19 protein-coding genes, 1 pseudogene and 1 CRISPR repeat array are annotated in these 25594 nt (G+C 42.1%); of the genes and pseudogenes, 14 read left to right on the top strand and 6 right to left on the bottom strand.

Translation table 11 applies throughout. The features are described 5' to 3' along the window. Positions 1-138 precede the first annotated feature (138 nt). Positions 139-2904, top strand: coding sequence for a methyl-accepting chemotaxis protein (locus EAG18_RS07840; RefSeq protein WP_125251818.1), 2766 nt, complete (start codon positions 139-141; stop codon positions 2902-2904). Positions 2905-2961: 57 nt separating this feature from the next. On the opposite strand, the gene EAG18_RS07835 is transcribed toward EAG18_RS07840, so the two are convergent. Then, positions 2962-3690 (bottom strand): alpha/beta hydrolase, encoded by a 729-nt coding sequence (locus EAG18_RS07835; protein WP_125251817.1) that lies wholly within the window; start codon positions 3688-3690, stop codon positions 2962-2964. 361 nt (positions 3691-4051) lie between these two features. Continuing rightward, entirely contained in the window at positions 4052-6643 is a 2592-nt protein-coding gene (locus EAG18_RS07830) for a M1 family metallopeptidase (RefSeq protein ID WP_125251816.1), read from the bottom strand. Positions 6644-7741: 1098 nt separating this feature from the next. On the opposite strand from EAG18_RS07830, the gene EAG18_RS07825 reads away from it, so the two are divergent. From EAG18_RS07825 to EAG18_RS07815, 3 genes are all read left to right on the top strand, one after another. After that, positions 7742-8644 (top strand): LysR substrate-binding domain-containing protein, encoded by a 903-nt coding sequence (locus tag EAG18_RS07825; protein WP_125251815.1) that lies wholly within the window; start codon positions 7742-7744, stop codon positions 8642-8644. Positions 8645-9032: 388 nt separating this feature from the next. Then, a complete protein-coding gene (locus tag EAG18_RS07820) occupies positions 9033-9281 on the top strand; it encodes a hypothetical protein (protein WP_125251814.1) in 249 nt (82 codons plus the stop codon). A gap of 325 nt (positions 9282-9606) precedes the next feature. Next, complete coding sequence (locus EAG18_RS07815) at positions 9607-9765, top strand: YqaE/Pmp3 family membrane protein (protein WP_010369885.1); 159 nt, start codon at positions 9607-9609, stop codon at positions 9763-9765. Between the two features lie 33 nt (positions 9766-9798). Here EAG18_RS07815 and EAG18_RS07810 read toward each other — a convergent pair whose 3' ends face one another. Next, positions 9799-10404, bottom strand: a complete 606-nt coding sequence (locus tag EAG18_RS07810) for a LysE family translocator (RefSeq protein ID WP_125251813.1) — start codon at positions 10402-10404, stop codon at positions 9799-9801. 145 nt (positions 10405-10549) lie between these two features. Here EAG18_RS07810 and EAG18_RS07805 point away from each other — a divergent pair, with 145 nt between their 5' ends. Continuing rightward, entirely contained in the window at positions 10550-11902 is a 1353-nt protein-coding gene (locus tag EAG18_RS07805; protein ID WP_125251812.1) for a hypothetical protein, read from the top strand. A 242-nt stretch (positions 11903-12144) separates the two neighbouring features. Here the strand turns inward: EAG18_RS07805 and EAG18_RS07800 are convergent, their stop codons facing one another. Genes EAG18_RS07800 through EAG18_RS07790 form a run of 3 tightly spaced genes read right to left on the bottom strand, consistent with a single transcriptional unit; the run spans position 12145 to position 14124 of the window. Continuing rightward, the gene (locus EAG18_RS07800; protein ID WP_125251811.1) at positions 12145-12639 is read right to left on the bottom strand and encodes a GNAT family N-acetyltransferase; all 495 of its coding nucleotides are present in this window, start codon (positions 12637-12639) and stop codon (positions 12145-12147) included. Positions 12640-12657: 18 nt separating this feature from the next. Continuing rightward, on the bottom strand, positions 12658-13260 hold the full coding sequence (locus EAG18_RS07795; RefSeq protein WP_125251810.1) for a TetR/AcrR family transcriptional regulator: 603 nt from the start codon (positions 13258-13260) through the stop codon (positions 12658-12660). Positions 13261-13263: 3 nt separating this feature from the next. Continuing rightward, positions 13264-14124: an alpha/beta hydrolase gene (locus tag EAG18_RS07790; RefSeq protein ID WP_125251809.1), complete on the bottom strand. Its 861-nt coding sequence runs from the start codon at positions 14122-14124 to the stop codon at positions 13264-13266. 175 nt (positions 14125-14299) lie between these two features. On the opposite strand from EAG18_RS07790, the gene cas3 reads away from it, so the two are divergent. The 9 genes and pseudogenes from cas3 to EAG18_RS07745 form a co-directional block, all read left to right on the top strand. Next, positions 14300-16780, top strand: a complete 2481-nt coding sequence (gene cas3 / locus EAG18_RS07785) for a CRISPR-associated helicase Cas3' (protein ID WP_125251808.1) — start codon at positions 14300-14302, stop codon at positions 16778-16780. A 31-nt stretch (positions 16781-16811) separates the two neighbouring features. After that, entirely contained in the window at positions 16812-17516 is a 705-nt protein-coding gene (cas5c, locus tag EAG18_RS07780; RefSeq protein WP_125251807.1) for a type I-C CRISPR-associated protein Cas5c, read from the top strand. Further along, positions 17513-19480, top strand: coding sequence for a type I-C CRISPR-associated protein Cas8c/Csd1 (gene cas8c, locus EAG18_RS07775; RefSeq protein WP_125251806.1), 1968 nt, complete (start codon positions 17513-17515; stop codon positions 19478-19480). The genes cas5c and cas8c overlap by 4 nt, the downstream gene beginning before the upstream one ends. A gap of 16 nt (positions 19481-19496) precedes the next feature. Continuing rightward, positions 19497-20366, top strand: a complete 870-nt coding sequence (cas7c, locus tag EAG18_RS07770; protein WP_125251805.1) for a type I-C CRISPR-associated protein Cas7/Csd2 — start codon at positions 19497-19499, stop codon at positions 20364-20366. After that, positions 20366-20989, top strand: coding sequence for a CRISPR-associated protein Cas4 (gene cas4, locus EAG18_RS07765; protein WP_125251804.1), 624 nt, complete (start codon positions 20366-20368; stop codon positions 20987-20989). Before cas7c ends, cas4 begins: the two co-directional genes overlap by 1 nt. Further along, positions 20986-22017 carry a type I-C CRISPR-associated endonuclease Cas1c gene (cas1c, locus tag EAG18_RS07760; protein ID WP_125251803.1) on the top strand — a complete coding sequence of 344 codons (1032 nt, stop codon included), beginning with the start codon at positions 20986-20988 and terminating at the stop codon, positions 22015-22017. Before cas4 ends, cas1c begins: the two co-directional genes overlap by 4 nt. A gap of 12 nt (positions 22018-22029) precedes the next feature. Further along, entirely contained in the window at positions 22030-22323 is a 294-nt protein-coding gene (gene cas2 / locus EAG18_RS07755) for a CRISPR-associated endonuclease Cas2 (protein ID WP_125251802.1), read from the top strand. 176 nt (positions 22324-22499) lie between these two features. After that, positions 22500-23657: a CRISPR direct-repeat array (repeat unit 32 nt; unit sequence GTCGCGCCTCCCGCAGGCGCGTGGATTGAAAC). 521 nt (positions 23658-24178) lie between these two features. Next, entirely contained in the window at positions 24179-25048 is an 870-nt protein-coding gene (locus EAG18_RS07750; RefSeq protein ID WP_125251801.1) for a helix-turn-helix transcriptional regulator, read from the top strand. A gap of 228 nt (positions 25049-25276) precedes the next feature. Next, a pseudogene (locus tag EAG18_RS07745) lies at positions 25277-25549 on the top strand (helix-turn-helix transcriptional regulator); the annotation flags it as partial. Positions 25550-25594: the final 45 nt, after the last annotated feature.

Below are 25594 nucleotides of genomic sequence, written 5' to 3'. Positions count from 1 at the left end.
CCTATCAAATAAATATGACGCTGTGATGATGACGAATGTCACAACTTTTACCTTATGAATAAAATTGCAATATTTGTGACATCCCTAATCCTGCTCTATCTTTATGTAATAATCTTTTCATAATTAGGGATACGTGCGATGAAAAGTGTCAAAGCAAAACTGATCATAGCAGTCACGGTTGGGTTAGCGGTGATGTTAGTCGGAGCCATGATGACCGTTTTTACGATGAAACAGGTTTCCGAGCAATATGATGAACTTATCGACAATGAGTTGACGGCCAGAGAGCAGATTAATTTAGTGCTGGATGACTTTAAAACTCAAGTACAAGAATGGAAAAATGTACTAATTCGAGGTAGTGATCCTGCCTTATTAGATAAATATTGGACAAGATTTGAAGCGAAAGAGCGTAACGTTCAGTCACAGGTGGACACAATTTTATCGCGCTACACATTGCCACAGTCTCTTCAAGATAAGCTTAAAAGCTACCAAAAAGAGCATCTCATATTAGGACAAAAGTATCGCGAGTCTTTTGCTGTATTTAAACAATCAGGGTTTGATACTCAACTAGCAGATCGCCTTGTTCAAGGAATTGATAGAAAAGCAAGTGCTTACTTACTTGAAATAAACAAACAGATCAACACCCTTGTTGAAGAACGTACAGCCGTGACTGTAGCGACGAAGCATCAGGTGATCCTGTTAAGCACGATCGGCTCTATTATAAGCGCATTGCTGACTTTAGCGCTATTGACATGGTATATGCAGCGTTTAATTACGCGACCAATTCATCATGCTTCTATTGTTGCTAAAGCTATTGCACAGGGACGACTCGACAATGAGGTTGAAGTTCACAGCAACGACGAAATTGGTGACTTACTACTCAACCTGCGGCAAATGCAAACTAACCTACTTGACGCGACTAAAAAACTTGAATTACAAGCTCGAGAAAATCAAAGGATCCGTTATGCGCTCGACAATGTAGCGGCTCCTGTCATGCTATGTGATGACCACAATCAAGTTATTTATGTAAACCGTCAATGTGAGGCTTTATTCCAGCGCTATCAAGCACAACTAGAGTTACCACAGCAAGTAGTACACAGCGCGATTCCCAGTGCATTACTCCATAGCTCAGATGCCCTTGCGCAAGCCGCCGGGTCGCTGCTGAAGCAACTGGAGTGGGAATGGTGTGTTGACACCGTCRTTATTGCAGCGACGGCCAATCCGGTCACTGATCAAAATGGTGTGTTGCTTGGAACCGTGTTTGAATTTGCAGATTTGAGTCAAGTAAGACGCGCCGAAAAACAAGTTGAACAGCTTATTCAATCAGCATCTGATGGCAAGCTGTCTGAACGTGTGAATTTGGAAGGCTATGTCGGTTCAATGAAGCTGATTGCCAATGGTTTAAATAAACTGCTTGATGCAGTAGAGCAACCTATAAAACAAACAAAACAGCACCTCATCGCACTTTCTAAAGGAGAGATCCCTGAGCAAGTTAATACGCAATTTAAAGGCGAGTTTGCCCAGATCCATACCGCATTAGAACATGCAACGGCATCCCTATCGCTACTGATTGAAGATACGTATAGCTTGGTTGAAGCAGCAGGCAAAGGAGCCTTATCTACACGTGTTGATGAAACCAAGCATCAAGGTGAATTTAGAAAAATTATCCGTGGTGTTAATGAAACATTAGATGCGGTATCAAAGCCCGTAGCATTGACGAGTGACTACCTAGAAAGTATAGCAAATGGCCAACTTCCAGAGCTAAATAAAGCTGGCTACAAGGGTGAATTTGAGCGTATTTATCAAAGCTTGGTGCGTAGTATTGATGCGATTGAGAAAATGCTGACAGATGCAGAGAAGCTTGCAGAAGCTGCCAGCGAGGGGGATTTACATCATCGAGCAAAGGCTGATACACATCAGGGCGCTTATGCCAGCATAATTTTGGCGATGAATGAGACCTTAGACTCCATTGAAGCACCACTAACTGAGTGTATGAATGTGATGGACGGCCTGTCGCAGGGAAATTTAACTCGACAAGTCGAGCAAAGTTACAGTGGAGATTTTGCCTTGCTGAAACAGTCTGTGAATACCAGTGTTGCGAATTTGGCAGATATGATCCAAAAACTGATTGCGATGGCTGAGTCGATCACTGTTTCAGTTCAGCAGATCACCACAGGTATCGAAGAGCTAAGTGAGCGCTCATCTTCACAGGCTGCTTCTATTGAAGAAACACGTGTATCTGTGGGAGAAATCACCGAAACCGTACATTCTAATGCTAGTAATGCACAATCAGCGAACCAACTTGCAATTTCGGTTAATCAACAAGCAAAACAAGGTGGAGAAGTGGTCGAAGCGACGATTGGGTCAATGGCAGAAATCACGAAAAGTGCGAGCGAAATCCTTACGGTGATAGAGGTTATTGATTCAATTGCTTTTCAAACCAATTTGTTGGCGCTTAATGCGTCTGTTGAAGCTGCAAGAGCTGGAGAAAAAGGCAAAGGGTTTGCAGTAGTAGCTGCTGAAGTGAGGAATTTAGCATTACGCAGCGCAAGTGCCTCAAAAGACATTTCAAAGCTTTTGAGCGATAGTACCAGTAAGGTGAAGCAAGGCTCGAAATTGGCTTCAGAGTCAGGCAAAACCTTGAAAACCATAGTTGAAAATGTCTATGGTTTAGCCTCACAAGTGCAAACAATAGCAGAAGCTTGCGATACACAATCTTCTGGCATTGAGCAAATCAACCTTGCAATTAAGCAAATTGATGGCATTACACAGCAAAATAATACATTGGTTGAGATGACCAACGCCTCAGGACTTTCTTTACTGAGTAAAGCGAATGAGCTTCGCGATATGGTTGAGCAGTTTGATATTGGGAAACCCAAAACCGAATTAATAAAATGTGTGGGCTAACAAGACCTTACCAATAAGACAGTGTGTTTTTGATAAAGTCTTTACTATAAGTATCGTTTAATTCTGGCAGGGTGACCCGTTAAGGTGGGCGGTCACCATTTGCGCAACACTGTGCTTCAACCAATGAGGTCCTTCATCTGACATATCGTTATGCTTTGCTTTTGCTATGGTCACTACGCAGCTATGATACTTTTTAAGCTCTTCGTTATTTGGCAATACGCCCGGATCTGCTGGGAAATCACTTGCTCGGATGGAAAGCACCTTGATTTTTGGATCCCTTGGTAGCGGTACGCGGCGGTGATCCAATGTAATAATATGATCAGCAAATGTAGCACCATGATTGATAAGCCATGCGGATATATCTCCACCATTGGAATGTCCAATAAGCAATACTTTATCGAAGTTATACGCTGGAAGCTGAGTTTTAAAATGGGCGCGAATAAAAGATAAGGTGTCTGCACCTCTTTGCCAATTTTCAGCGCGTGTTTCGTATAAGTTACCTTCTACAGACAGCGGTGGATCGCTTGGTAATTCGTGTCCAACCGCGACGACTAAATAACCGGCTCGATTGAGCGTTTTCGTCAAAAATTGGTAGTCTTTATGCGACACTCCATACCCTGCACTTAACATTGCAACGGCGCAGCGAGCAGTGGGTGAGCAGTTAACCGCGTTATCAGGAAAGTAGGTTTCAATGGGGATCTCTCTATCACGAGAGGGATCTGTTACTGTTTGTGCAAGTGCACAAAAAGGTAGAAAAAGTAAGCAGATTACTAACGCTCTGAACATGTATGCAGTCCTAAAAATGGCGGCGTCTAATTGCTACGCCGCCTTTGGTTGGTGATTAATATCAATTAGACTTAATACTTGCTCAATTTGAAAGAGTAAATCTGACGCTAACCGCGTTAAAAATTTCTTATTTAGAACAACTAAATAGCGAAATTTTTGCCTTGCCTACAGGACGTAGGTACCTTGGCGTGAGCAGGACGCGGACAAGATTTTCTCGCCTCAAAACAGACCACTTAATTAAGATAATTGGTATAAATATAATTTTGTTTTAGGATAATTATTGGTTGCCCTTAGCTATTATCCTTTGTCGAAGTTTTAAATCGACTTTGTGTCAACACTGTTGGGTATAACTACCACAAGCTCAACTTAATTGGTTTAAAAATGCCGTTATTGAACTTAATTCTCTTTGCTTTTTATTGACGCATGTTTTTGTAGCTAACTCAAGCTGWTGTAAACTCTTTTCTAGCCCATCAATATCGGAACGCATCGGTTCGAAAAACTGCTTAGCTTGATTGAGGTGTGATGTATCACAACGCGAAAATAAATAGAAAGGTAACCTTGGAACCGCAAATGGCGGGAGTTTTGTTTTAAGGCTTGTAAAGTTGTTATAAAACCATTTTTGATAACGCGCTTTTCGCGCTTTACCTTGTTTGTTACCCGCTAAGATATACCCTAAATCAGAGGCCGTGATCTGCTTAGTGAGCGCATACTTAAGCATTTCTTGTTGCAAAGCTGGCTCACCAAAATAACCCATCGCTGACAGCAAGTGCGTACGTTTGCTTGGATTAGTCGTTGACTCAAACTGCTGCTGATATGCCTTTAATAGCTCAGCACTGCCATAATAAGCTGCTATTTTTAAAAAGCTTTCTACTAGGTATGGGTCAACCTTATCTGCGTCGCTGAGATAAAGTAGCGCTTGCTTTTTGGCGTGGGTAATAATCTCACTATGCTTAGTCTCAAAAGCCAGTATTTCTATTAGCTGAGCGCGGATCTCAGAGCTAGCTGGCTGCTCCTCTTTAGTCGCTGTTAGCCCATAATGCTTAAATGCAGGCTCAATATAGGTGGCAAAAAATGCCGCCCAGCGCTTTTGGTCAATATTCTCTTTATACAAATGATATTGACTGAGTAAACTCGTCAATGCGGTTTTAGCGACCTCAGGGTGATCATCATTCGTATAGTGGCCTAATGTTGTCATGAGGGTGGCAGTATCAATCTTTCCGGCATCTAATAGCGCCTCGACATTATCAAGCACATCCAGTTTTTCACGTGTATTGAGCTTGCTGGTGGCGTGCTGCGTTAAGCCAATGAGGTTTTCCGATGAAAGCTGCCAGCGGTAGTAACCTGTGACATTGGCATTAGGTAATATCCACTCAGGTTCAAATGCCAGCGTGACTTGCTTAGATTGTGCGTCGAGTAGCAGCGATGTGGTGGCCGATTGTTCCCCTTTCCCATAACGTAGAATGATTGGAATGTGCCAAGTTTGAGATGGTACTGTTTGCCCGTGAATAGCAAAACGTTGTTGTGATATTGTCAGTGTTGTGCCCTTTTGTTCCACGGTTAAAAGTGGAAAAGAAGCTTGAGAAACAAAAGAGTTTAACACAGCGGCAACCTCTTTATTCGAGACTTTACTCAATGCGCTCCAGAGATCTTTTGCCTCGGCATTTTTATGTGCATACTGGCGGACATAGTTTCGCATGCCTTGCTTAAAAACGTCCTCTCCTAACCATTGTTCGACCATATACAAAATGGCACTGCCTTTACTGTAAGCTAGCCATAAGCCATCCATAATGTCAGCTTCGGTATTGATTGGTTTTTGAATAGGAGAGGTCGTGGCTTGAGCATCAAAGTCCATCGCGTAGTGTTGCAGCAATGCCAAGTTAGATTCCAGTTCAGGATGGAGCTGGTGGGTGATTTTGGATGCAATCCATGTCGCAAATGCTTCGTTGAGCCATAAATCGTTCCACCACTTCATTGTTACTAAATTTCCATACCATTGATGTGCTAACTCGTGAGTAATAATATTGAGGTGATCAATACGAGCACGTTGAGTTGAACGAGCTGGGTCGATAAGTAAAATATCTTCTCGGTATGTTACTAGGCCTGCGTTTTCCATTGCTCCAAAAGGAAACTCAGGTACGGCGACTTGATCCAATTTTTTATAGACATAGGGAATGTCAAAATACTTTTCCAGTGCTCTTAATATTTTTGGCGTATTTTCAATGCTATATGCGGCAAGACTTGACTTGTTTTGCGGTGTAATTAGGTTTCCAGGAACAGACATTCCCGGTACTTTTAGCACTTCAAATGGTCCAACCGCGATCGCTAGTGAATAGGATGGTAGTGGAAGTGTTTTATCAAAGTAATGAGTAACCAGCCCTTTTGATTTTGTTGTTTTTAGCAATGGTGTATTGGTAAAGACTTTTTGATCTTCAGGCGCTGTGATGGTTATTTTAAAGGGGATCTTATATTCAGGTTCATCAAATACAGGAAATGCACGGCGTGCGTCGCTCATTTGAAATTGGCTGAATAGATAGGGAACTCCATTATCAATCGTTTTATATAAACCAACACTTTTCCGATTATAAGGTGCAGTATAATCCATCGTCAGGGTGTAACGACCTTTGGGGAAGCTATGCTCACAGCTGAGCTTAACTTTACCAGTTTTAAGCATTTGACTTTCAAGATTGCAAAATTGTTTACCGTTTAATTTTGCGGTTTCAATGTTGTAATCAAGGCCGTTAACTTCAATGAATGACGTCTCGTTTAAAACCTCCAGTGTAATGACTGTACTGCCCGAAAATACATCTTTTTTGGGATCTAAATTAAAAGCCACAGTTTGCGATAGTGGCTTTGCTACTGGTGCCAAGCGATGGAGTGCTGCGTTATCCTGTGCGAGAGATACAGTACTTATCATTAACAAGACAGTACCGACTGATTGATGTGTATTTAGCATAAAATTCCTTGCCTATTGTGATAGTGTTATTTTTGCTTGGCTAATTATCAATTTGACCAGAAAACCCCTAAATAAAACAGGTGAGTCGCAATGCTGCTTCTATGTCGGCATGGCTTTCTTACATCATAGCGATAAGTTAAATTAACCTGAGTTTCGGATCATTAATGCCTTCCTAGCAGCCAGTTTTAGCGCTAACTGCGTTAAATTCACCTCCAATAGCCAGCTATTGGTACGTAAATTCGCCTTGCCTACAGGATGTAGTTACCTTAGCGAGAGCAAGATGCGGTAGCGGTGTTTCCCCCAAAACTGTCTAACTAGAGAAGGGATAATTTAATGTGGTTTTGAAAACAATGAGTTAGCCCACTCCTTATCCAAACCTCAGGTTAAATTGAGCAAAAAATATTATTATTATAAGGGCTTGTTGATCTTTACCGTTTTACTTTTTTCTCCTGAGTGAGTTTTAGTCGCAGCGCTCGGTTTGCCGTTTAGTGATCTAGGCAAATGTTGAGCAACAATGAACTAAGTGCACTCAAGTGAACCCAAGCTGCTGTAAAAACAAACTTGAAAGATAAACAGAGTCCAACTTTTCAGCACGTTGAATGGCTTATCGATACCAAGCAATCGTGGTGAGCAGGGGTTACCTGCGTCCCCTTTACCATAACAATTTCTCTGTCTGTAGGTAGGCAATTTATCGTTAAATTTTATGTAACAAAAAGTGTTCTTCAACAGCTTTTGTGCTTCACCTTGAAAGTTAACTACAGGATAGTTTAAATAGCAAAAATACAAATGTATTGCGCGTTTTAGTATCTAATGTGCTCAAGGTATACCACGGCTAAATAAGCAAATTTACGTGCAGAATGTAGGTGGCTCGAAAAGTAATAATTATCGAGCGCTTGGCTATTTATGCTTTATCACGTGTTCAAGTTTTAAGTATGAGCCAATGAAATTTAACCAGTTCACGATCGTCCATTTAGGCTTGGGTTTGCTGTAGTGCATCGTCTTTCCTTTACTAATTTTACGTAATCAATAACTGTATATTGGTTCAAAATATGGCAGGATACCAACGATGTTTAATTACAATTAATATAAGTTGAACTTATGGATAAGAGGCTCAGATACCTAAATGCGTTACGTTGCTTTGAAAGTGCAGCTAGGTTGCAAAGTTATACACAAGCCGCATCAGAATTGAATATTACACAAGCTGCGGTGAGCCAACAAATGCGCCAACTAGAAACAGCCCTGGAAGTTAAATTATTTGTTAGAAAAGGTCGTAACATGCACCTAACTGAAGCCGCTGAGGTACTGTTGACGTCAACTCAAGGTGCATTTAACCGTCTAATTGATGGCTTAAATCAGATCCAAATGCAAGAAATGGCAGGGAGTTTAACTATTACTTCAACACAGTCATTTTGTTCACTATGGTTAATGCCCAATTTATGCTCCTTCTATGACGCTTATGATGATATTCAAATTCGTGTACTTGGCTCTAACCGCTTAGAAGACATCAGGCTTAATCATATTGATGTAGCGATCAGGTTCTCAACTAAGGCCGATTTAGCTTGCCCTACAGGACTTGAACAGATTTACTTGGGGGGAGATAAAAGTTACCCAGTTTGCTCAGCAAATTATAAAGCAAAACTCGATCTTAAAACGCCCGCGGATTTAGCAAGATGCGATTTAATCCATCACGATGACAATAAAGTGAGCTGGAAGGAGTGGTTTGAGGCGCAAGGTTTATGTGCCACGAGTGCTTGTGCAAAAGGGCCGCATACACGTGTTTCATCCAATGATTTAGCGCTGAGTGCAGCATTAAAAGGGCAAGGCGTTGCATTGGTTTCTAAGGAATTATTTTTAGACTTTCAACAAGCAGGGCTTATTGTACAGCTTTTTGATATTCCGCATCCTGTAGTCTGGCAGCGTTATGTACTTTATGACCCTCATTCACCTAAACGCAAACGTATTCAAGTATTTATAGACTGGCTAATCGACAGCCTTCCTTAAATAGCGCTAATCGGTATGCGCACTAGCAAAGTCATATTATGTCTTTCTTATGGCTAGTTTTCACGTTTTTCGCATAAATTCGCCTTGCTTACTTTGGGAGGCACCCAGCTACCGCTAAGGTACCTACATCGATGTAGGCAAGGCAAAAGCTTTGCTATTTAGTTGTTCTAAATAAGAAATTTTTAACGCTGTTAGCGTCAGATTTACGCCTTCAAATTGAGCAAGCATAAAGTCTAATTGGTATAAGTATTGCCATTATCTGGCTATGTTAATTTTTGGTTTTTATTCTGTGTGCTTTTTGTATTGTTTGTATATTGCGTGCAATCGCTATAAAAAGGAGGTACACTGCCAATAGGTTGCTTAACGGACAAATTAAAAGGACATTAATTTGAAATTTATTATTTCGCTATTTCCAGCACTGATCTTAACCAAAGTGGTCTTTTATGTATGGGATTTCGATTATCTCATGATAGGTGAACCCTTGGATGTTGGTAAGTTGCTAATAGATATTAGTGTGTTCGGTTTTTTCTATTTTATTGCGCTTTTAGCATACGATCACTTCTTTGGTGAGAAACTACAATTGGAGCGCTCATCGGCAAAACAAGTTGTTAATAAAAAGAGAGGAAGTTCAACTTAATATTTACACTTCTCCTGTTTTGGTTTAACGATTTTTGAATGTGCATGTCAATTACTTCTACATGGTCAACTCACTTATAATTGTTGGGTATAATTTACATCCCTCTGCATTTTTTATCTTCTATACTGTAAATAATTCTCTAACTAACTATGGCCAGAGCTAGTTGTTAGTCCAGCAACGCATAATATTACGAGACAACCGATTAGATGCGAACGCCTGATTAACGCCGGTGTTACCCCCGTTCTCTCTGGCTAGAAAGGAAGTAAGTTTATTGCTGGCATCAWTGTTGCTGCTACATCGTATTCATCACGTCTAGGAGAAAAATATGGATTTATTGAGAATTATTATCGCAATTTTACTACCACCTCTGGGGGTTTTCTTACAAGTAGGCCTTGGTGGTGCTTTTTGGTTGAACATCTTGCTTACGTTACTTGGATACATTCCGGGGATTGTGCATGCTGTATGGGTCATTGCTAGAAGGTAATAAGCGTCACGGTCATCTTTGCAGGTCTGCCGTTTAACCTGCAAAGATCTCAATGATGATGGGGACAACTGAAAGTACCAAGAACATTGCCATTATAAAATTAAACCACCGACGTGCTTTAGCACTCTTCAAAACATGTTGGAGTGTTGAACCGAACACCAGCCAAACTCCCACGCAGGGAAATGACACCAAAAGAAAGACGACACTAATCATGACATGCTGATGCGTAAACTCTGTACCCGTCGTTGTATAAGTTGAAACCGCCCCAACTGCAACTATCCACGCTTTAGCGTTCACCCACTGAAATAATGCACCTTTTAGAAATGAAAATGGCATTGTGTGGGTTTCGGCGAGTTTGATACTTGATGACTTGGCAATTTGATATGCGAGGAAAAGCAGATAAACAACGCCTATGCACTTGAGTAAATAATGCAGTATGGGATAGCGGGCAAACAGTGTTGCAAACCCAAGACCGACTAGCAGTAGCATGATGGCAAAGCCTGCACATATACCACTAAGTAATGGGATACTGTTTTTTAACCCAAAGTTCATGCCTGACGACATCACCATGATGTTGTTGGGTCCGGGGGTTACTGAAGAAGCAATAGCAAATAAGGTGACTGCAATCAGATAATCCAAGTTTCTTTCCTTAATACTTGTCACTTTACTTTTTTATATCACAACGCAGTAGAAAGCAAATTAAACCTCGAGTTGTTTTTTGTTTTGTTATAATGTAGCATTTATTAAAGTTATAACATCACATATGTATGAGTAGGACTCTTTCATGGTACTAAAAGGTAAACTTTTGGCTGTTGCCATTTCTGCACTTGTTCTTTCTGCTTGCGGCGGTACTGAACACACAATTGTAAAAGCTGAGTCATCAACTCATGATGATAGCAGCCACAATGATGATCACGATACCGATCACCACACTAGTATTACAGATACACTGGGCCGTATCCTAGTTACTAGCGCTGAGAGTAACGTTGTCAATTTGTATTCAGCAGCAGATAAGTCATTAATTGATGCAATCGGTGCGACTAGCTACCCACAGTATATTTACCCATCAGAAAATCATCGCTTTGCAATTTTAGTACAGCGCGATGAGGGTAGAGTTGAATTTGTTGATGGTGGCTTATATCAAGAAGCACACGGTGATCATTATCATGCCTATCAACATGCGCCTGCTTTGGTTGATTTTCAGTTAAGTTCGGTAAAGCCTACTCATGTAACCGTTGGCGAGTCAGGTATTGCGGTATTCTCCGATGGTGACGAAGAAACTGCACAAAATGCAGGCGTTACTATGTTTAGTGAGCATCACATTAGTGGCGAGCAAAGTGAGGCTGCAACACTGCATTATAACACCTATATGCACGGCGCTGCGCAAGCTAGAGGCGAGTATTTGGTCAGCACTATAAGAGCACCAGAGAGTGAAACGTCACTGCCTTCGCAAATCGGTTTGTATCATGCCCATGGCGACCACTTTCATCAAGAGCAAGTGTTTGACTTGAGCTGCCCTGCTTTACACGGCAGTGCACAAAACGAAGACGTTGTTGCGTTTGCGTGTGCTGACGGTGTTGCACTTATCAGTCAGCAAGGCCCAAGTTTTAGTGCTACTAAAATAACAAACCCCGACTTTTTTGCACAGGGGCAGCGGATCTTCGCCATAAAAGGGCACCATGAAGTAAACCAGTTTATCGCTGCTGCCGGTAATGATCTTGTGCTGCTAGCGCCAGCAACTGGTCATATTGAGAAGTTGGAGTGGCAAGCGAGTGAACAATATCGTATTGCTAGCTATGGCTTTAGTTTTGGTGGAGAGCACTTGGTAGCAATGGACACCGCGGGTAAATTGAGCGTTTTCACAGCCCATGAGCATGACAATGAACAGCACTGGGAAATAACCGGTGTGACTCAAGTGAGCGACGCAGATCTTACCGCCATGCCGGCAGGCCACAAGTTTCAAATGACATTTTCTCAAGCAGAGCAAGCGGTCTACGTGAGTGACCCAATTGCTCAGCAAATTAAAAAATATGACTTAGCATCAGCAACATTGCAAGACACTATCGAGCTTGACTATGTACCTGAAAAGCTTGTTTGGTTAGGTATTGCTGAAGAAGCGTCTCACGACCACGAATAACTCCCTCGACGAGTTCTATTAACCCAAGCATGTGGGTTGATATAACACACTGTAGATAGTGGTTTTGCCACCTTAGTAACGCTAAGGTGGCATTTTTTTGGCGTTAAAGAATAGAGGATGAATTCGGTAATAATGTGCCTAGTTAATACCTATCTTAAAACTTGCTAATTTGAAGGAGTAAATCTGGCGCAAGCTGAACTACTGGCGCTTGCTAGAGTACCAAGTCCTAATAACAATACATATTAGCGCTTTGCGTTATAAGTATAGATGTTGCGTTCAGCGACAGAGCCATTCATTGTTGTGGTGTAATTTGCGACCAATTCAAAACCGTGGGTGCTAAACAGGTGATTTACAGCTAATGCGTCCACGCGACAGCGTGTATGGATCTCTTGCTGAGCTTCACTTAATGCAGCGTGTAATAGCTGCTTACCAATGCCTTTACCACGAGTTTCGGTGTCTACCATAAAATTAGAAATATATAAGCCAGTTTGTAATTTGAAACGTGCTCTATCTTTAAAGTGTGCTATTGGTACAATAGACAAACTACCGATCAACTTTTGTGTTGAGGCATCAAAAATCACATGTACATCGCCTTCTGTGATTTCCTTTATCATCAGTAAACGGATCTCAGCACTATCAATTTCCTCATTACGAGGAGGGGCTGAAAAGGTTGCAATGTACAACTCAGTCAGTTGTTCAACTATCTCATCGGTTGGTGTAGAAACACGTTCTATCATGCCCTAATGGCTCCTGTTTTAAGTTTTGTTGGTATAGCTGGTGAGTAAGTGCTCAATATTGCGTTTAAATAGTTCACTTGCGTGTTCGGTTAATACGGTGTTTTTTGCGATGGCATGTCCTAAATACAAGTTGTACAACTCGTAAGCTGCACACTGAGGATCCAACTGAGGGTTAAAAATACCAGCACGAATACCGAGCTCTACTTTGTGTTTTATGTAACCAAAAAGCCGATTATGCTGCTCGGTAACTTTTTTGTGAATGGGGCTATTGGTATGGCAGTTAAACTCAACCAAGGCTTTTATAAAAGGACAGGTTAAATGCGGCTCGTTAAATAACTCACGTGTCCAATCAGCCCAAATAGAGAACAATTTTGTTAACTGAGTCAGTGGTTCGTCATCTCTTGCTGGCGCTACAACGTGAAGCATAAACTGCGATTCGCAGTAATCTAAAATCGCCAGCTGCATATCTTCTTTACTGTCAAAGTGAGAGATAAGTCCACTGCGAGATAAGCCACAAAGTTTTGCCATAGCGCCGATAGTTACTTCAATCAAGCCATATTGGCTACTAAAGCGCATCCCTTGTTCTAATATGCTTAGCCGTGTTTTCTCGCCTTTATTCATCAGTTACGCGGTTATTCTTTGAGTAATACTTTTGATAACGCCAGTATCGCCTAAAATGCGGCGATGTCCAAGACCTGAAGTTTGAATTAAACGCTCAGGTGCTGTCGCTATGAGCGCATGCACATGCTCAAATGGCGCAAATTTATCCTGAGTATCGTGAATAAAAGTAGGTTGAAACTGAGCCACACTATCATGAAACTTATCTCGGATACGGTGCCAGTGAGTACCATATTTAGCTGTAATAGCGTCTAACACTTGGGCTAGCATTTTTTCAGAAATTCCCGCACGGGTTACACGCTCGAACATTAACTCAAAAAACTGTACCGGTGTTGCAATATTGATGATAACACGGTTATGCAAATGGTAATCGGGTAAGTTCATTAATGCTACCGCGCCCATGGAGTGCCCAACTAATGCTACAATTTCATGGCGTTGTGCTTCAAGCTGCTCTATCAAGGTGTCAAGGGCTTCAATAAACGCCAGCAAATGTGCACGTTTACCACAAGATTGACCATGACCTGCATGATCTATGGCAACCACGCAATAGCCTGCTGCGACTAGCTCAGGTATTAAGGTATCGAAACAACTGCTATTATCGGCCCAGCCATGGCTGAGAATAACCGTTTTTGAACCAAGCCCAAAGATGTTCACATGCACACGCCCAAGAGAAGTCAAAATATTCATCTCGCCACTAGGCTTTTTATTTTTAAACCGATAGTCACGTTTACCATGTGGACTCATTAATAGTACTTGCCCAAGCCTTGCCGTTACTGGTGGCGCAAGCGTACACATCAATCCTGTTATCCCTCTGCTTGCACGAGTTAATACAGACCCATCTTTATCGTTAAAGTAGCTGAATTTCATCCTTATCTCCAAAAAAGAACACTTGTACTTTTTTAAAATAGAACACTTGTACTTTTTTGTAAAGCGCAATTTTTCGCCACTAGTTTTCTTGCTTAGGATGAATTTACTTGTTTCCAAGAAAGTAAATAGATATGTTTATTATGTTAATGGATGGTGTGAAAAGACAGGGATGGGAATGAGTAACTTTCAGCAGGCAAAGTCATTAGCGCATATTGCGCATCCAGATATTCAGCATGGTAATCATCAAAGTGTATTTGCACACTTGCAGGGGGTAAGCCAGATTAGCGCGGTGCTAGCAACTAAAATAGGCTTTACTGAGCAAGGACAGTTAATCGGTTTACTGCATGATTTTGGTAAATACAGCAGCGCATTCCAGCATTACATGCGCCTTATTATTCAAGATCAAACAGACTATAACCCTGATAATGATGAAGGAAGCACTGAGAGTTCAGCGAGTAAACGTCTCAAAGGTAAAATTGACCACTCCAGTGCGGGTGCGCAGTGGGTCTATCAGGCATTACTGGCGCATTTGGACAAGTTACAGCAACAAGACCAAACGCTAGTGCCTTTCGGCCTTGCGATTGTACAAGCGTTAAGTATCTGTATCGCATCTCACCACAGTGGATTAATTGATTGCTTGTCAAAAAATGAGCATGTGTTTGCTAATCGGATCAAAAAACACGACGACTTAACGCATCTGAGTGAATGCGTAGAAAAAGCTGATCCTGAGGTACTTACGCAAGCACAATCTCTTGCCAGCTATAACGGTCTTTTTAAGTGCAGTCAAAATCTTAAAAGTATGTTTCAAAAGTACGAGCTTTCTGTAATTGAGCAGGATTATTATTTTGGCATGTTTACCAAATTGCTATTTAGCTGCTTAATTGATGCCGATCGGATCGACAGTGCGGACTTTGAGCAACCAGATAATCGAGCTGAACGCTTTAAGCCAGCTGATTGGGGGCTGGCATGCGATAAAATAGAAAGTTTCATTGCTAAGTATGTACCAGTTAACCCGATAGACCACATTCGCTCAGAAATATCAGAAAACTGCGTTAATCGCGCCCAAGAAGAGATTGGTATTTATAGCTTAACGGTACCTACTGGTGGAGGAAAAACTTATGCGAGCCTGAGATTCGCTTTGCACCATGCCAATAGGCATAACCTTGATCGGATCATCTATATTATTCCATTTACTTCAATTATCGAGCAAAGCGCCGCGGCTATTCGTGATGTACTCAAGGGGCTAAATACAGACGATTGGGTGTTAGAGCACCATTCTAATTTGGAACCAGAGCAACAAACGTGGCGCTCAAAGCTGGCCTGTGAAAATTGGGATAAGCCCATCATACTGACCACCATGGTGCAATTTCTTGAAACAGTATTTGCAAGTGGTACACGTGGCTCAAGGCGATTACACCAGCTTAGTAATGCGGTGCTGGTGTTTGATGAAATTCAAACGCTTCCAATTCGTTGTGTGCACTTATTCAATAATACCCTTAATTATTTGACGCGCTTTTGCCGCACCACAGCACTGATGTGTACAGCAACTCAACCTTTACTTAATCAATTACCACAACAGATAAAACATTTCGGCGAGCTGCAATTACCACAAGAAAATGAATTAACTCCAAATATTGCCGAGCTTTATCAGCAATTGGAGAGAGTAAGTATAAAAGACATCACTAAAAAAACAGGGTGGAATGCAGCTGAGATCACCGAACTTATTCAAAAACAGCTAGCGGCAGAGCAAAGCTGTTTGGTGATTGTGAACACCAAAGCGTGGGCTAAAACTCTATTTCAAGCGTTGCAACACCAAGTTAGTGATGAAATAGCAATATTCCATTTAAGTACGGGGATGTGCCCTGCGCATCGTAAAGCGATTTTAGATGAGATCAGAATGCGGTTATCAGAGGGGGGGATGACACTTTGTATCAGTACACAACTTATTGAAGCGGGTGTTGATGTCGATTTTGGCTGTGTGATCCGCTTTGTGGCAGGCCTTGATTCGATTGCTCAGGCGGCGGGGCGTTGTAACCGTAATGGTAAGCAGCAAAAAGGTAACGTGTTTGTGCTTAATCCAAATGACGAGAATATTGGCATGTTACACGATATTAGGACTGGAATTGCAGCCACAAACCGCATATTTACGGAGTTTGATGAAGCTGATTTACTAAAACCAGAGGCGATGGAGCGCTATTTCCAATACTACTTTTTCGAGCGTCTTAAGGAGATGACATATCCACTCAAGGGCGACCAAAGCTTACTGAATTTGTTAAGTAGCAACCTAAATAATATCAACCCAACACAGTTTACTTTAAAGCAGTCATTTATGACTGCCGCCAAACAATTCAAAGCGATAGATGCGCCGACCCACTCAGTGATCGTGCCATTTAATGATGAAGCGCAATCCATCATCACACAGCTATGTGCTATCAATAAGGCTTTTGATGCAGTGACCTTTCACAATTTATTAAAAGCTGCGCAAAAGTACAGTGTGAACATTTTTCCTAACGTATGGCAAAAGCTCAATGAGCAACAGGCTGTATACCCAATCGCGCAAGACGAAGCTGTGTTTTATTTAAGTGAAGCATTTTACAGTCAAGATTTTGGCTTGAGCCTAGAGGTAGCAAATGCTCAGCAAGATTTAATTTTTTAAAAATAATTGTGTTTTTAACAAGGAGAGCTAAGTGAAAAACAGTATTAGCTTTAGATTATGGGGAAGGTACGCATTGTTTACCGATCCTATAACAAAAGTAGGAGGTGAAAAATGCACATACCACCTTCCAACTTACGAAGCAATAAAGGGGGTACTAAAGTCAATTTACTGGAAGCCGACGCTCGTTTGGCATGTTGACCGAGTTAGGGTGATAAAACCACTACGCACTCAAACCAAGGGTACCAAACCATTAAACTGGGGCGGGGGAAATACCTTAGCTTATTACACCTTTTTGCATGAGGTTGAATACCAAGTAGAAGCCCATTTTGAGTGGAATGAACACAGACCTGAACTAGCACGAGATAGGGTTGATGGAAAGCACTTTGCCATAGCAAATCGCATGCTTGAAAAAGGTGGCCGACAAGACATTTTTTTAGGCACTCGTGACTGCCAAGGATATGTTGAGCCTTGCGTGTTTGGCGAAGGAGAAGGCGCTTACGACAACATTGACGAGCTAGGTTTTGGCCTAATGTTCCACAGTTTTGGGTATCCTGATGAAACCGGCAACAACGAATTGACCAGCCGATTTTGGCATGGCGTAATGAAAAACGGAGTGATTGATTATCCTCATGTAAGCGCATGTCCGGTTACGCGCCATGTGAGAAAAATGAATGCCAAAAGTTTTGAGCTTGAACATAATATTCAGAGCGCTGAACAAACGGAGCGCTGCCTATGACTTGGTTAACAACACTCTATAAAACTTACGATGAGCTTGAAAAACGCAACGATACATTGCCGTTTGAACAGCAAGTCATGCCGATTTGTCATACTCTTCAAAATGCACACATTCATATTGTCATCAACAATCGAGGTGAGTTTCTTCGTGCTGAGGTGCTTGAAAAAGCGCAAATTGTATTACCTGCAACCGAGCAGTCTGCGGGGCGTAGTAGCGGTTTATGTGCACACCCGTTGGCGGATAAAATTCAATACGTTGCGAAAGACTACGCTGATTTTGGTGGGGTTAAAAAGCCAGGGTTTGAATTATATCAAGCGCAATTAAAAGCGTGGTGTGATTCAGAGTATAGCCACCCCGCTGTAACTGCTGTGCTTCAATACATTGCCAAAGGTACTGTGGTAGCAGACCTCATTGCTGAAAAAGTGCTGCATCAGCAAGATAGAAAGTTACTGACAAAGTGGCAAGATGCTGGAGAAGCTCCCACATTACTCAAAACACTACCAAAAGAAAAAGGACTATTTGATCAAGGCTCAGCACTTGTGTGCTGGAGCGTAGAAACTCCCGGCGAACCGCAAGCGAAAACTTGGCGTGACCCCAGTATTCAGCAAAGCTGGATTGCTTTTGACAGTCAAAATGGTGATAACTCAGCGTTGTGCTATGCCACCGGAGAAAACAAACTGGTTGCTAGCAATCATCCTGCAAAAATACGCCACAGTGGTGATAAAGCCAAATTAATCTCCGCAAACGACAAAAGCGGTTATACCTTTAGAGGTCGTTTCTTATCTAATGAAGAAGCGTGCAACATTAGCTTTGAAGTGACACAAAAAGCCCATAATGCACTGCGTTGTTTGTTAACGAAGCAAAGTGTATTTAGAAATGGTGATCAAGTTTATCTGGCATGGGCGGTGTCAGGCAAAACGGTGCCAAAAGCCACCGAGCCAGACTTTATTGACTTCGTAAACTTACTAGAAACAAGCAACATTGTTGATCATACACAGGATTTAGGGCGGGAATATGCCAGTCAGTTAACGCGCTATTTTAACGGCATAAAAGTAAAAAACCAATTAGACGATAATGAGCAAATTGCTCTGCTGGGGTTAGACTCTGCCACACCGGGGCGTATGGGTATTTTGTATTATCGTGAAACCATAGCAAAAGAGTTTTTAGCTCGGTTAGAGCAATGGCAGCGAGATCTGGGTTGGCAGCAAAGAGTCAAAATCAACGAGCATTGGCGATGGGTGTATAGCGCACCGAGTTTATTCAGGGTACTTGATGGCGTCTATGGAGACGTGCTTAAGTCAGCCGATACACTAAAGAAAAACCTGATCACACGCTTATACCCCTGCATTGTTGAGGGTAAATCTATTCCGCAAGACATCATGCAAAGCGCTTTCCACCGCGCCATTAACCGAGCTGCATATAAATCGGATCAAACATGGCTTTGGTTACAAAACGTGGGGATAGCTTGCTCACTGATCAAAGGGTTTTATATCAGAACCACCAATTCAATTCTTCAAAAGGAATACCCAATGGCATTACAACAAGATAATACCAGCCGCGACTACTTGTTTGGTCGCTTACTGGCGGTGGCAAATAAGATTGAAAAAATTGCGCTTTCAAGTAGTGAGACAAACCGTTTAACAACAGCTGAGCGTTTTATGACGCAATTTGTCAACAAACCTTCTGATACTTGGCTGAATATCAGCAATGCGTTAGTGCCTTACCAGCAAAGGCTATTTAATAATTACCAAGGATATGACAAAGCAACTAAAACAGTAATTAGTCAAATAACGGATATGTTTGACCCCGCTGACTTTACATCAAACCAAAAGCTAAGCCCCGAGTTTTTACTTGGCTTTCACAATCAAATGATGTGGTTAGAGAGCCACAAGGTTGAGCAAGGTCTGTGGGTTAAAAAAGTAACTGATACGCAAACAACAGCGCCACTAGAAGAAACCGTTTAAGAAAAGGAATATCACAATGAGCTTACAAAATAAAATCGACTTTGCATTAATTTTTAACGTGTTAAACGCTAACCCAAATGGCGATCCACTCAACGGCAATCGTCCTCGAACAGATTATGATGGTTTTGGCGAAATTACCGATGTGTGCTTAAAGCGCAAAATACGAGACCGTTTGCAAGAAGTGGGAGAGAGTATTTTTGTACAATCTGATGAAAAGAAAACTGACGGTATGACTAGTTTACGCAACCGTGCTGAGTCTGATGAATTTGGGTTAGGCAAAGAGACGTTTAACAGCAAAAAAACAGCGCCTGATGAAGCTGCTAAAAAGTGCTGTGAAAAATGGTTAGATGTGCGTGCATTTGGCCAAGTGTTTGCGTTTAAGGGGACAGGTACGGATGGCGTATCTATTCCGATCCGCGGCCCCGTCACTATTCAAAGTGCCTTTAGTATTGAACCTGTGAGCATTACGAGTACCCAAATTACCAAAAGTGTCAGCGGTGAAGGGGATGGCAGTAAAAAGTCCTCAGATACGATGGGGATGAAACATCGAGTTGACAAAGCCACGTATGTTGCATTTGGCGCGATGACTCCGCAACTGGCTGAAAAAACCGGCTTTAGTGATGCAGATGCAGAAAAGATAAAAGCAGTATTAGTGAAATTATTTGAAGGAGACGCATCATCAGCTCGGCCTGAGGGGTCAATGGGGATTTCACACCTTGTGTGGTGGCAGCACGGCTCAAAGTCGGGGCAATATTCTTCAGCCAAAGTACACCAAAGCCTAAGAGATCATATTGAGAAAGGTTTACCACTTGAAACCGCAGCATTAAATGATTCATTGATCAGTGCATTGCAAGGGCTGGAGCCTGAAGTCATAGAGGGCTTCTAGTGACTGACGCACGCCTTATCAACATTTCCGCTCTACAACACTTTGCTTTTTGTCAGCGTCAATGTGCGTTGATCCACCTTGAGCAAGTGTGGCAAGAAAATTATTTAACCGCGCATGGTAGGCAGCTACATGAGCGAGTAGATAATGGCGAGCCAGAAACGCGAAAAGGCGTGCGGTTTGAACGTGGCGTAGTGGTGACTGCGCCCATTTTAGGCTTAACAGGAAAACTCGATTTGCTTGAACACCATAAGACAAGTAACCAGTTTATTCCTGTTGAATACAAACGCGGTAAGCCAAAAACTAACGACATAGATAAAGTGCAACTGTGTGCGCAGGCAATGTGCATTCAAGAAATGCTCGCCGTTGAAGTAAAGCAAGGTGCGCTGTGGTATTGGCAAACTCGTAAACGCATTGAAATTGAATTCGACACAAGCTTGCGAAGGCAAACTAAAGATTTAATAGCACAAGTACAACAATTATTTATAAACGGCAGCACACCCGCACCGACAACAGGCAAACATTGTAAAGCTTGCTCACTCATTGATATTTGCCAACCAAACTTAACTGAACATGATGCTTCAAACCGTTATATCGAGTCGTTATTTAACATGGAGGCTGAATGAAAAAGCTACAAAATTCGCTCTATATCACCAAAGACGGCGTGTATTTACACAAACAACGAGAAACTTTGTTGATTGAGCAAAAAATAGCAGGCGAAAAGCAAAAGTTGATGCAGCTGCCAATCCACTCCATAGGCAGTATATTTTGCTTTGGTAACATTATGGTTTCGCCGCAGTTATTGGGTTTTTGTGGCGAAAACGGTACACACTTGGCTTTTTTTGATATGCACGGCCGCTTTTTAGCTAATGTAGTCGGTAAGCAAACGGGTAATGTATTGCTGCGCAGGCAGCAGTTTAATGTTGATGAATTAACCGCAAACGAACTGGCAAAACATACTGTTGCTGCAAAAATTCGTTCATCACGTATGTTACTGTTACGTTTTAGGCGTAATCACACAGCCACACCACAAATCGAAAAAGCCATAGAACGCTTAAAACAAATTATTGAGCAACTAAAAGGTGCAACTGCCTACGAAACCATTTTAGGGCTAGAAGGTGAAGCCGCATCGCATTACTTCGCTGCATTTGCTGATATGTTCAAAGGCAATGCTGAAAAGCAGCTATTTGATAAACGCACACGCAGGCCACCTAAAGATCCAGTCAATGCCGTTATTTCTTTACTCTATTCAGTCCTTGGGCAAGAGATAAGCGGTGCATTGCAAGGCGTCGGGCTTGATCCTCAAGTAGGTTTTTTACATAAAGAAAGACCCGGCAGAAACAGTTTAGCCCTCGATATTTTAGAAGAGTTTAGAGCCTATATCGTCGATAGTATTGCGTTAAAACTGTTTAACAACCAAACCCTCACTTTGAGAGATTTTGAAACGGATTGTTTAGGTGGCGTGACCATTAAAGATGATGCTCGAAAGCAAGTGTTCCAAGCATATCAAGCCAAGAAACAAGAAGAAGTACTCCACCCCTTTTTACAAGAGAAAGTGCAAATTGGTTTGTTGCCTCATGTGCAGGCAATGTTATTAGCACGCCACTTACGTGGTGATTTAGCAAGTTATCCGCCATTTGTGATTAAAAAATAAGGATTATGAACCATGATGGTATTGGTCACTTACGATGTCTCGTTTACTAGTGAAGATGGGCAAAAGCGCCTTAGGCAATTAGCAAAAGTATGTTTAGATTATGGCGTTCGCGTACAATACTCTGTATTTGAGTGTGAAATAGATGCAACGCAATGGCTTATTTTTAAAAATAAGCTTTTATCTATCTATGACCCTGAAGTCGATAGCCTGCGTTTTTACAAGCTTGGCAAAAATTGGCATAACAAAGTTGAGCATCATGGTGCTAAAGTTGCGTTAGATATTTTTCGTGACCCATTAGTTTTGTAATCGCTAGGGCTTGGTTCTCATGAAATCCCTGTGGATCTAGCGATTTTATAAGCTCTTTAAAAATATAAGAAAAATTTTATTCTTGGTGATTAGCTTTAAGGATATTGATACATTTGCTCATGGCTAGCGGAAACCTCTACACCATGATAGTGTATTTGTGCCTTTGAGAGAAGGCCGTCGCGCCTCCCGCAGGCGCGTGGATTGAAACAAATATAATTCAAGTATTTGATCCACAGTGCTAGGTCGCGCCTCCCGCAGGCGCGTGGATTGAAACTCAATTTCTTTGGTAAAGCGCTCAAACTGCTCAGTCGCGCCTCCCGCAGGCGCGTGGATTGAAACTGAGTAAGTGGGGCTGATGTCTGTTCCGCCTGCTAGTCGCGCCTCCCGCAGGCGCGTGGATTGAAACGAGTTATCGGTTTCCCTTGCTTTAATAAAAGTAGTCGCGCCTCCCGCAGGCGCGTGGATTGAAACAGGGAACCAGTTCATAAAGTAACGCTGAAACTCGTCGCGCCTCCCGCAGGCGCGTGGATTGAAACATCATCTATCGATTGAGATGTTTAATTAAAATAAGTCGCGCCTCCCGCAGGCGCGTGGATTGAAACAGGTTTAGTGTTGAGCCAAGCCATCACTCTTGAAAGTCGCGCCTCCCGCAGGCGCGTGGATTGAAACAGGCACCTCCGCCCCCGTTTGGTAAATGTCACGACGTCGCGCCTCCCGCAGGCGCGTGGATTGAAACCGACGGCTTTTTGGTCAAGTTGGTGTAGTGCAAGCGGTCGCGCCTCCCGCAGGCGCGTGGATTGAAACCAAGCCTGAGAAATAGTGGGTCAGTATCTGAAAAGTCGCGCCTCCCGCAGGCGCGTGGATTGAAACTTCCTGACGCCGCCAAAGCTGGACACGATCCTTTTTAGTCGCGCCTCCCGCAGGCGCGTGGATTGAAACTCCATATCAAGAGAAACAATGTATTGAGCCAACGTCGCGCCTCCCGCAGGCGCGTGGATTGAAACAGAGATTGAACCTTTTCCTTGTGCAGTTCATGCGGTCGCGCCTCCCGCAGGCGCGTGGATTGAAACATCAAAATTAGCGCCTTATTTCTTTAAGTCATACGTCGCGCCTCCCGCAGGCGCGTGGATTGAAACATTGTGTTAGGTACACACTCTGCAAGCTCTAACAGGTCGCGCCTCCCGCAGGCGCGTGGATTGAAACTCGCAAACCAGCGTCATTACGCCACAATTAACTGGTCGCGCCTCCCGCAGGTGCGTGGATTGAAACTCGTACAGGTTAATAAACGTGTCGTCGTGTAGGGTCGCGCCTCCCGCAGGCGCGTGGATTACAACCTCAGTGAGTAATGTGAAATTCAGTGTTTAAGCTGATTTTGTCTTTGTTTGGTAAAGGAGACGTAATGGGTTTTTGATGTGTTATCGCTTTCTTTATTCAAAAGAGGAGATGGCGGCAGGGCGAGACTCGAACTCACATCATGTACTGTGTATAACCGTTACCCATTGGAAACACTGCCGCACTCTCCTACTTTGTCATACTCTTTACAAAATAGCTAACACGTTCTTAATTGCTTTTGCAAAGTTCATGACGATTATTGGCTGCTAAAAAGTTAGCTTTTATTTCAAAATTTTATTGTATAGGTGAGGTTGTAATTGTACTTACTGTGATGGTGATGCGTAGAGTATTTCCCATGTTAGGGGCTGGTATGCTTGTTAACATATTGGCATTTTGCCTCTTCGATAGTGTACTTTTGCAATTTTATCTATGTACTTTACCGTGAGAGACTTGTCTTTATAATTAACTAAATGTAATGTTTGGGTTAAATGTAAAAGGATAGCAACACAATCATGGTAGTACAATGCAAACACCTGAAGAGTATGAGGTAAGCCAACGTATTGGTCGGTTAATTGCTGGCCTAAAAGATACACGTGGTATGACCCGTGAATCAATATGTAAACGCTTGGAAATTAGCACTCGTACGTTAGACAACTATTTAAGTGGGGTTAGCTCTTTTAAGCTTGGTACGCTGCTAAAACTTGCCGATTTATGTAAAGTAAAACTTGCCGATATTTTAGATGACACAGATGCGCTGTCGCGTTTGTACTCAAAAAACATGAAAGACAAAGGAGGTATATTTACCATATTGCTTGGCTCATTAGCAGGCGTAATGGTATTTGAGTCGACAGTCTTTTTATTATTGGTTGCGTTATTCTTCTACGCACATAAAGATAAGAATAGTTTAAGTATTATCTCTATACTACTTGTGATTTATTTCCTAACGTTGATTTCAGGTTATTGTCTTAATTACATCATTTTTCCTATGGCTGAGAGCTATTATATGCAGAATACTTACGCTTTTAGCTTGCATTTATTACTCAGTACCATGATGGCGCTATCGATAAAACACAGAATGTTGATAGCTGCTTGGGTAACAAGGGGTAAAGTGCCTAGCATTTTTGAGCGAAATTATGTTGATGCCCCGCTATTCTCTTTAGCTTGCTGCTTGATGTTTGTAGATTTTGCGGCGCTTATTGAAAACTTTATTCGTAGTAGTGAACGGTTAGGAGTACCACTTGAAATAGCGCAACAATTTTGGGAAGTCACCTTTTTTTATGATTATTTTTGGTATTTTAAGGCAGTCCCTTCATTAATGATATTATCAGTATTGTACATGGGGATCGAAATTAGAAAAAGAGCGGCGAGCAGCGAGGGTGTAATAGCAAGCTAGTATGAAAATAATGAAGTAAAATAGATTTTACCCCTTTTTATAATGAGTATTTTTTACAAACCATTTATACCAAAAATTACAAGATAGTGATAAGGTATTCAGCTGAAGGCGTACTTTTGTATGTCAGTCTGCATAAAAATAATACCGTCATCTACTTGTCTTTAAATTTAACCGCATGTAAACTTTTGGTTAACTTTGGTTGGGGTGAATGAGAGATATGGTGGGGCGATGCAGACGCCAGAAGAATATGAGGTAAGCCAGCGTATCGGCCGACTGATACAAGGGCTAAAACGTAAAAAAGGCTTGACGAGAGAAGAAGTCAGCCGCCGTATCGGCGTGGGTAACAGAACTTTAGACAATTACTTAAATGGCTCCAGCTCGTTTAAGCTTGGTACATTGCTTAGGTTTGCTGAAATCTGTAAAGTAAAGCTGTCGGATATTTTAGAAGATACAGATAAGCTCTCAGGCCTGTACGGAGAGAAAAATGAGGAAGAGAACAATGAAGGCTGTTCAGAAGAAGCCAAAAAAGATAGTCCTTAGTCATTC

This window comes from Pseudoalteromonas sp. J010, from assembly GCF_003934235.1.
Classification (GTDB): Bacteria; Pseudomonadota; Gammaproteobacteria; order Enterobacterales; family Alteromonadaceae; genus Pseudoalteromonas; species Pseudoalteromonas peptidolytica.
The sequence above is the reverse complement of the archived record's forward strand: the minus strand, read 5'-3'. Positions and strand labels throughout refer to the sequence as shown.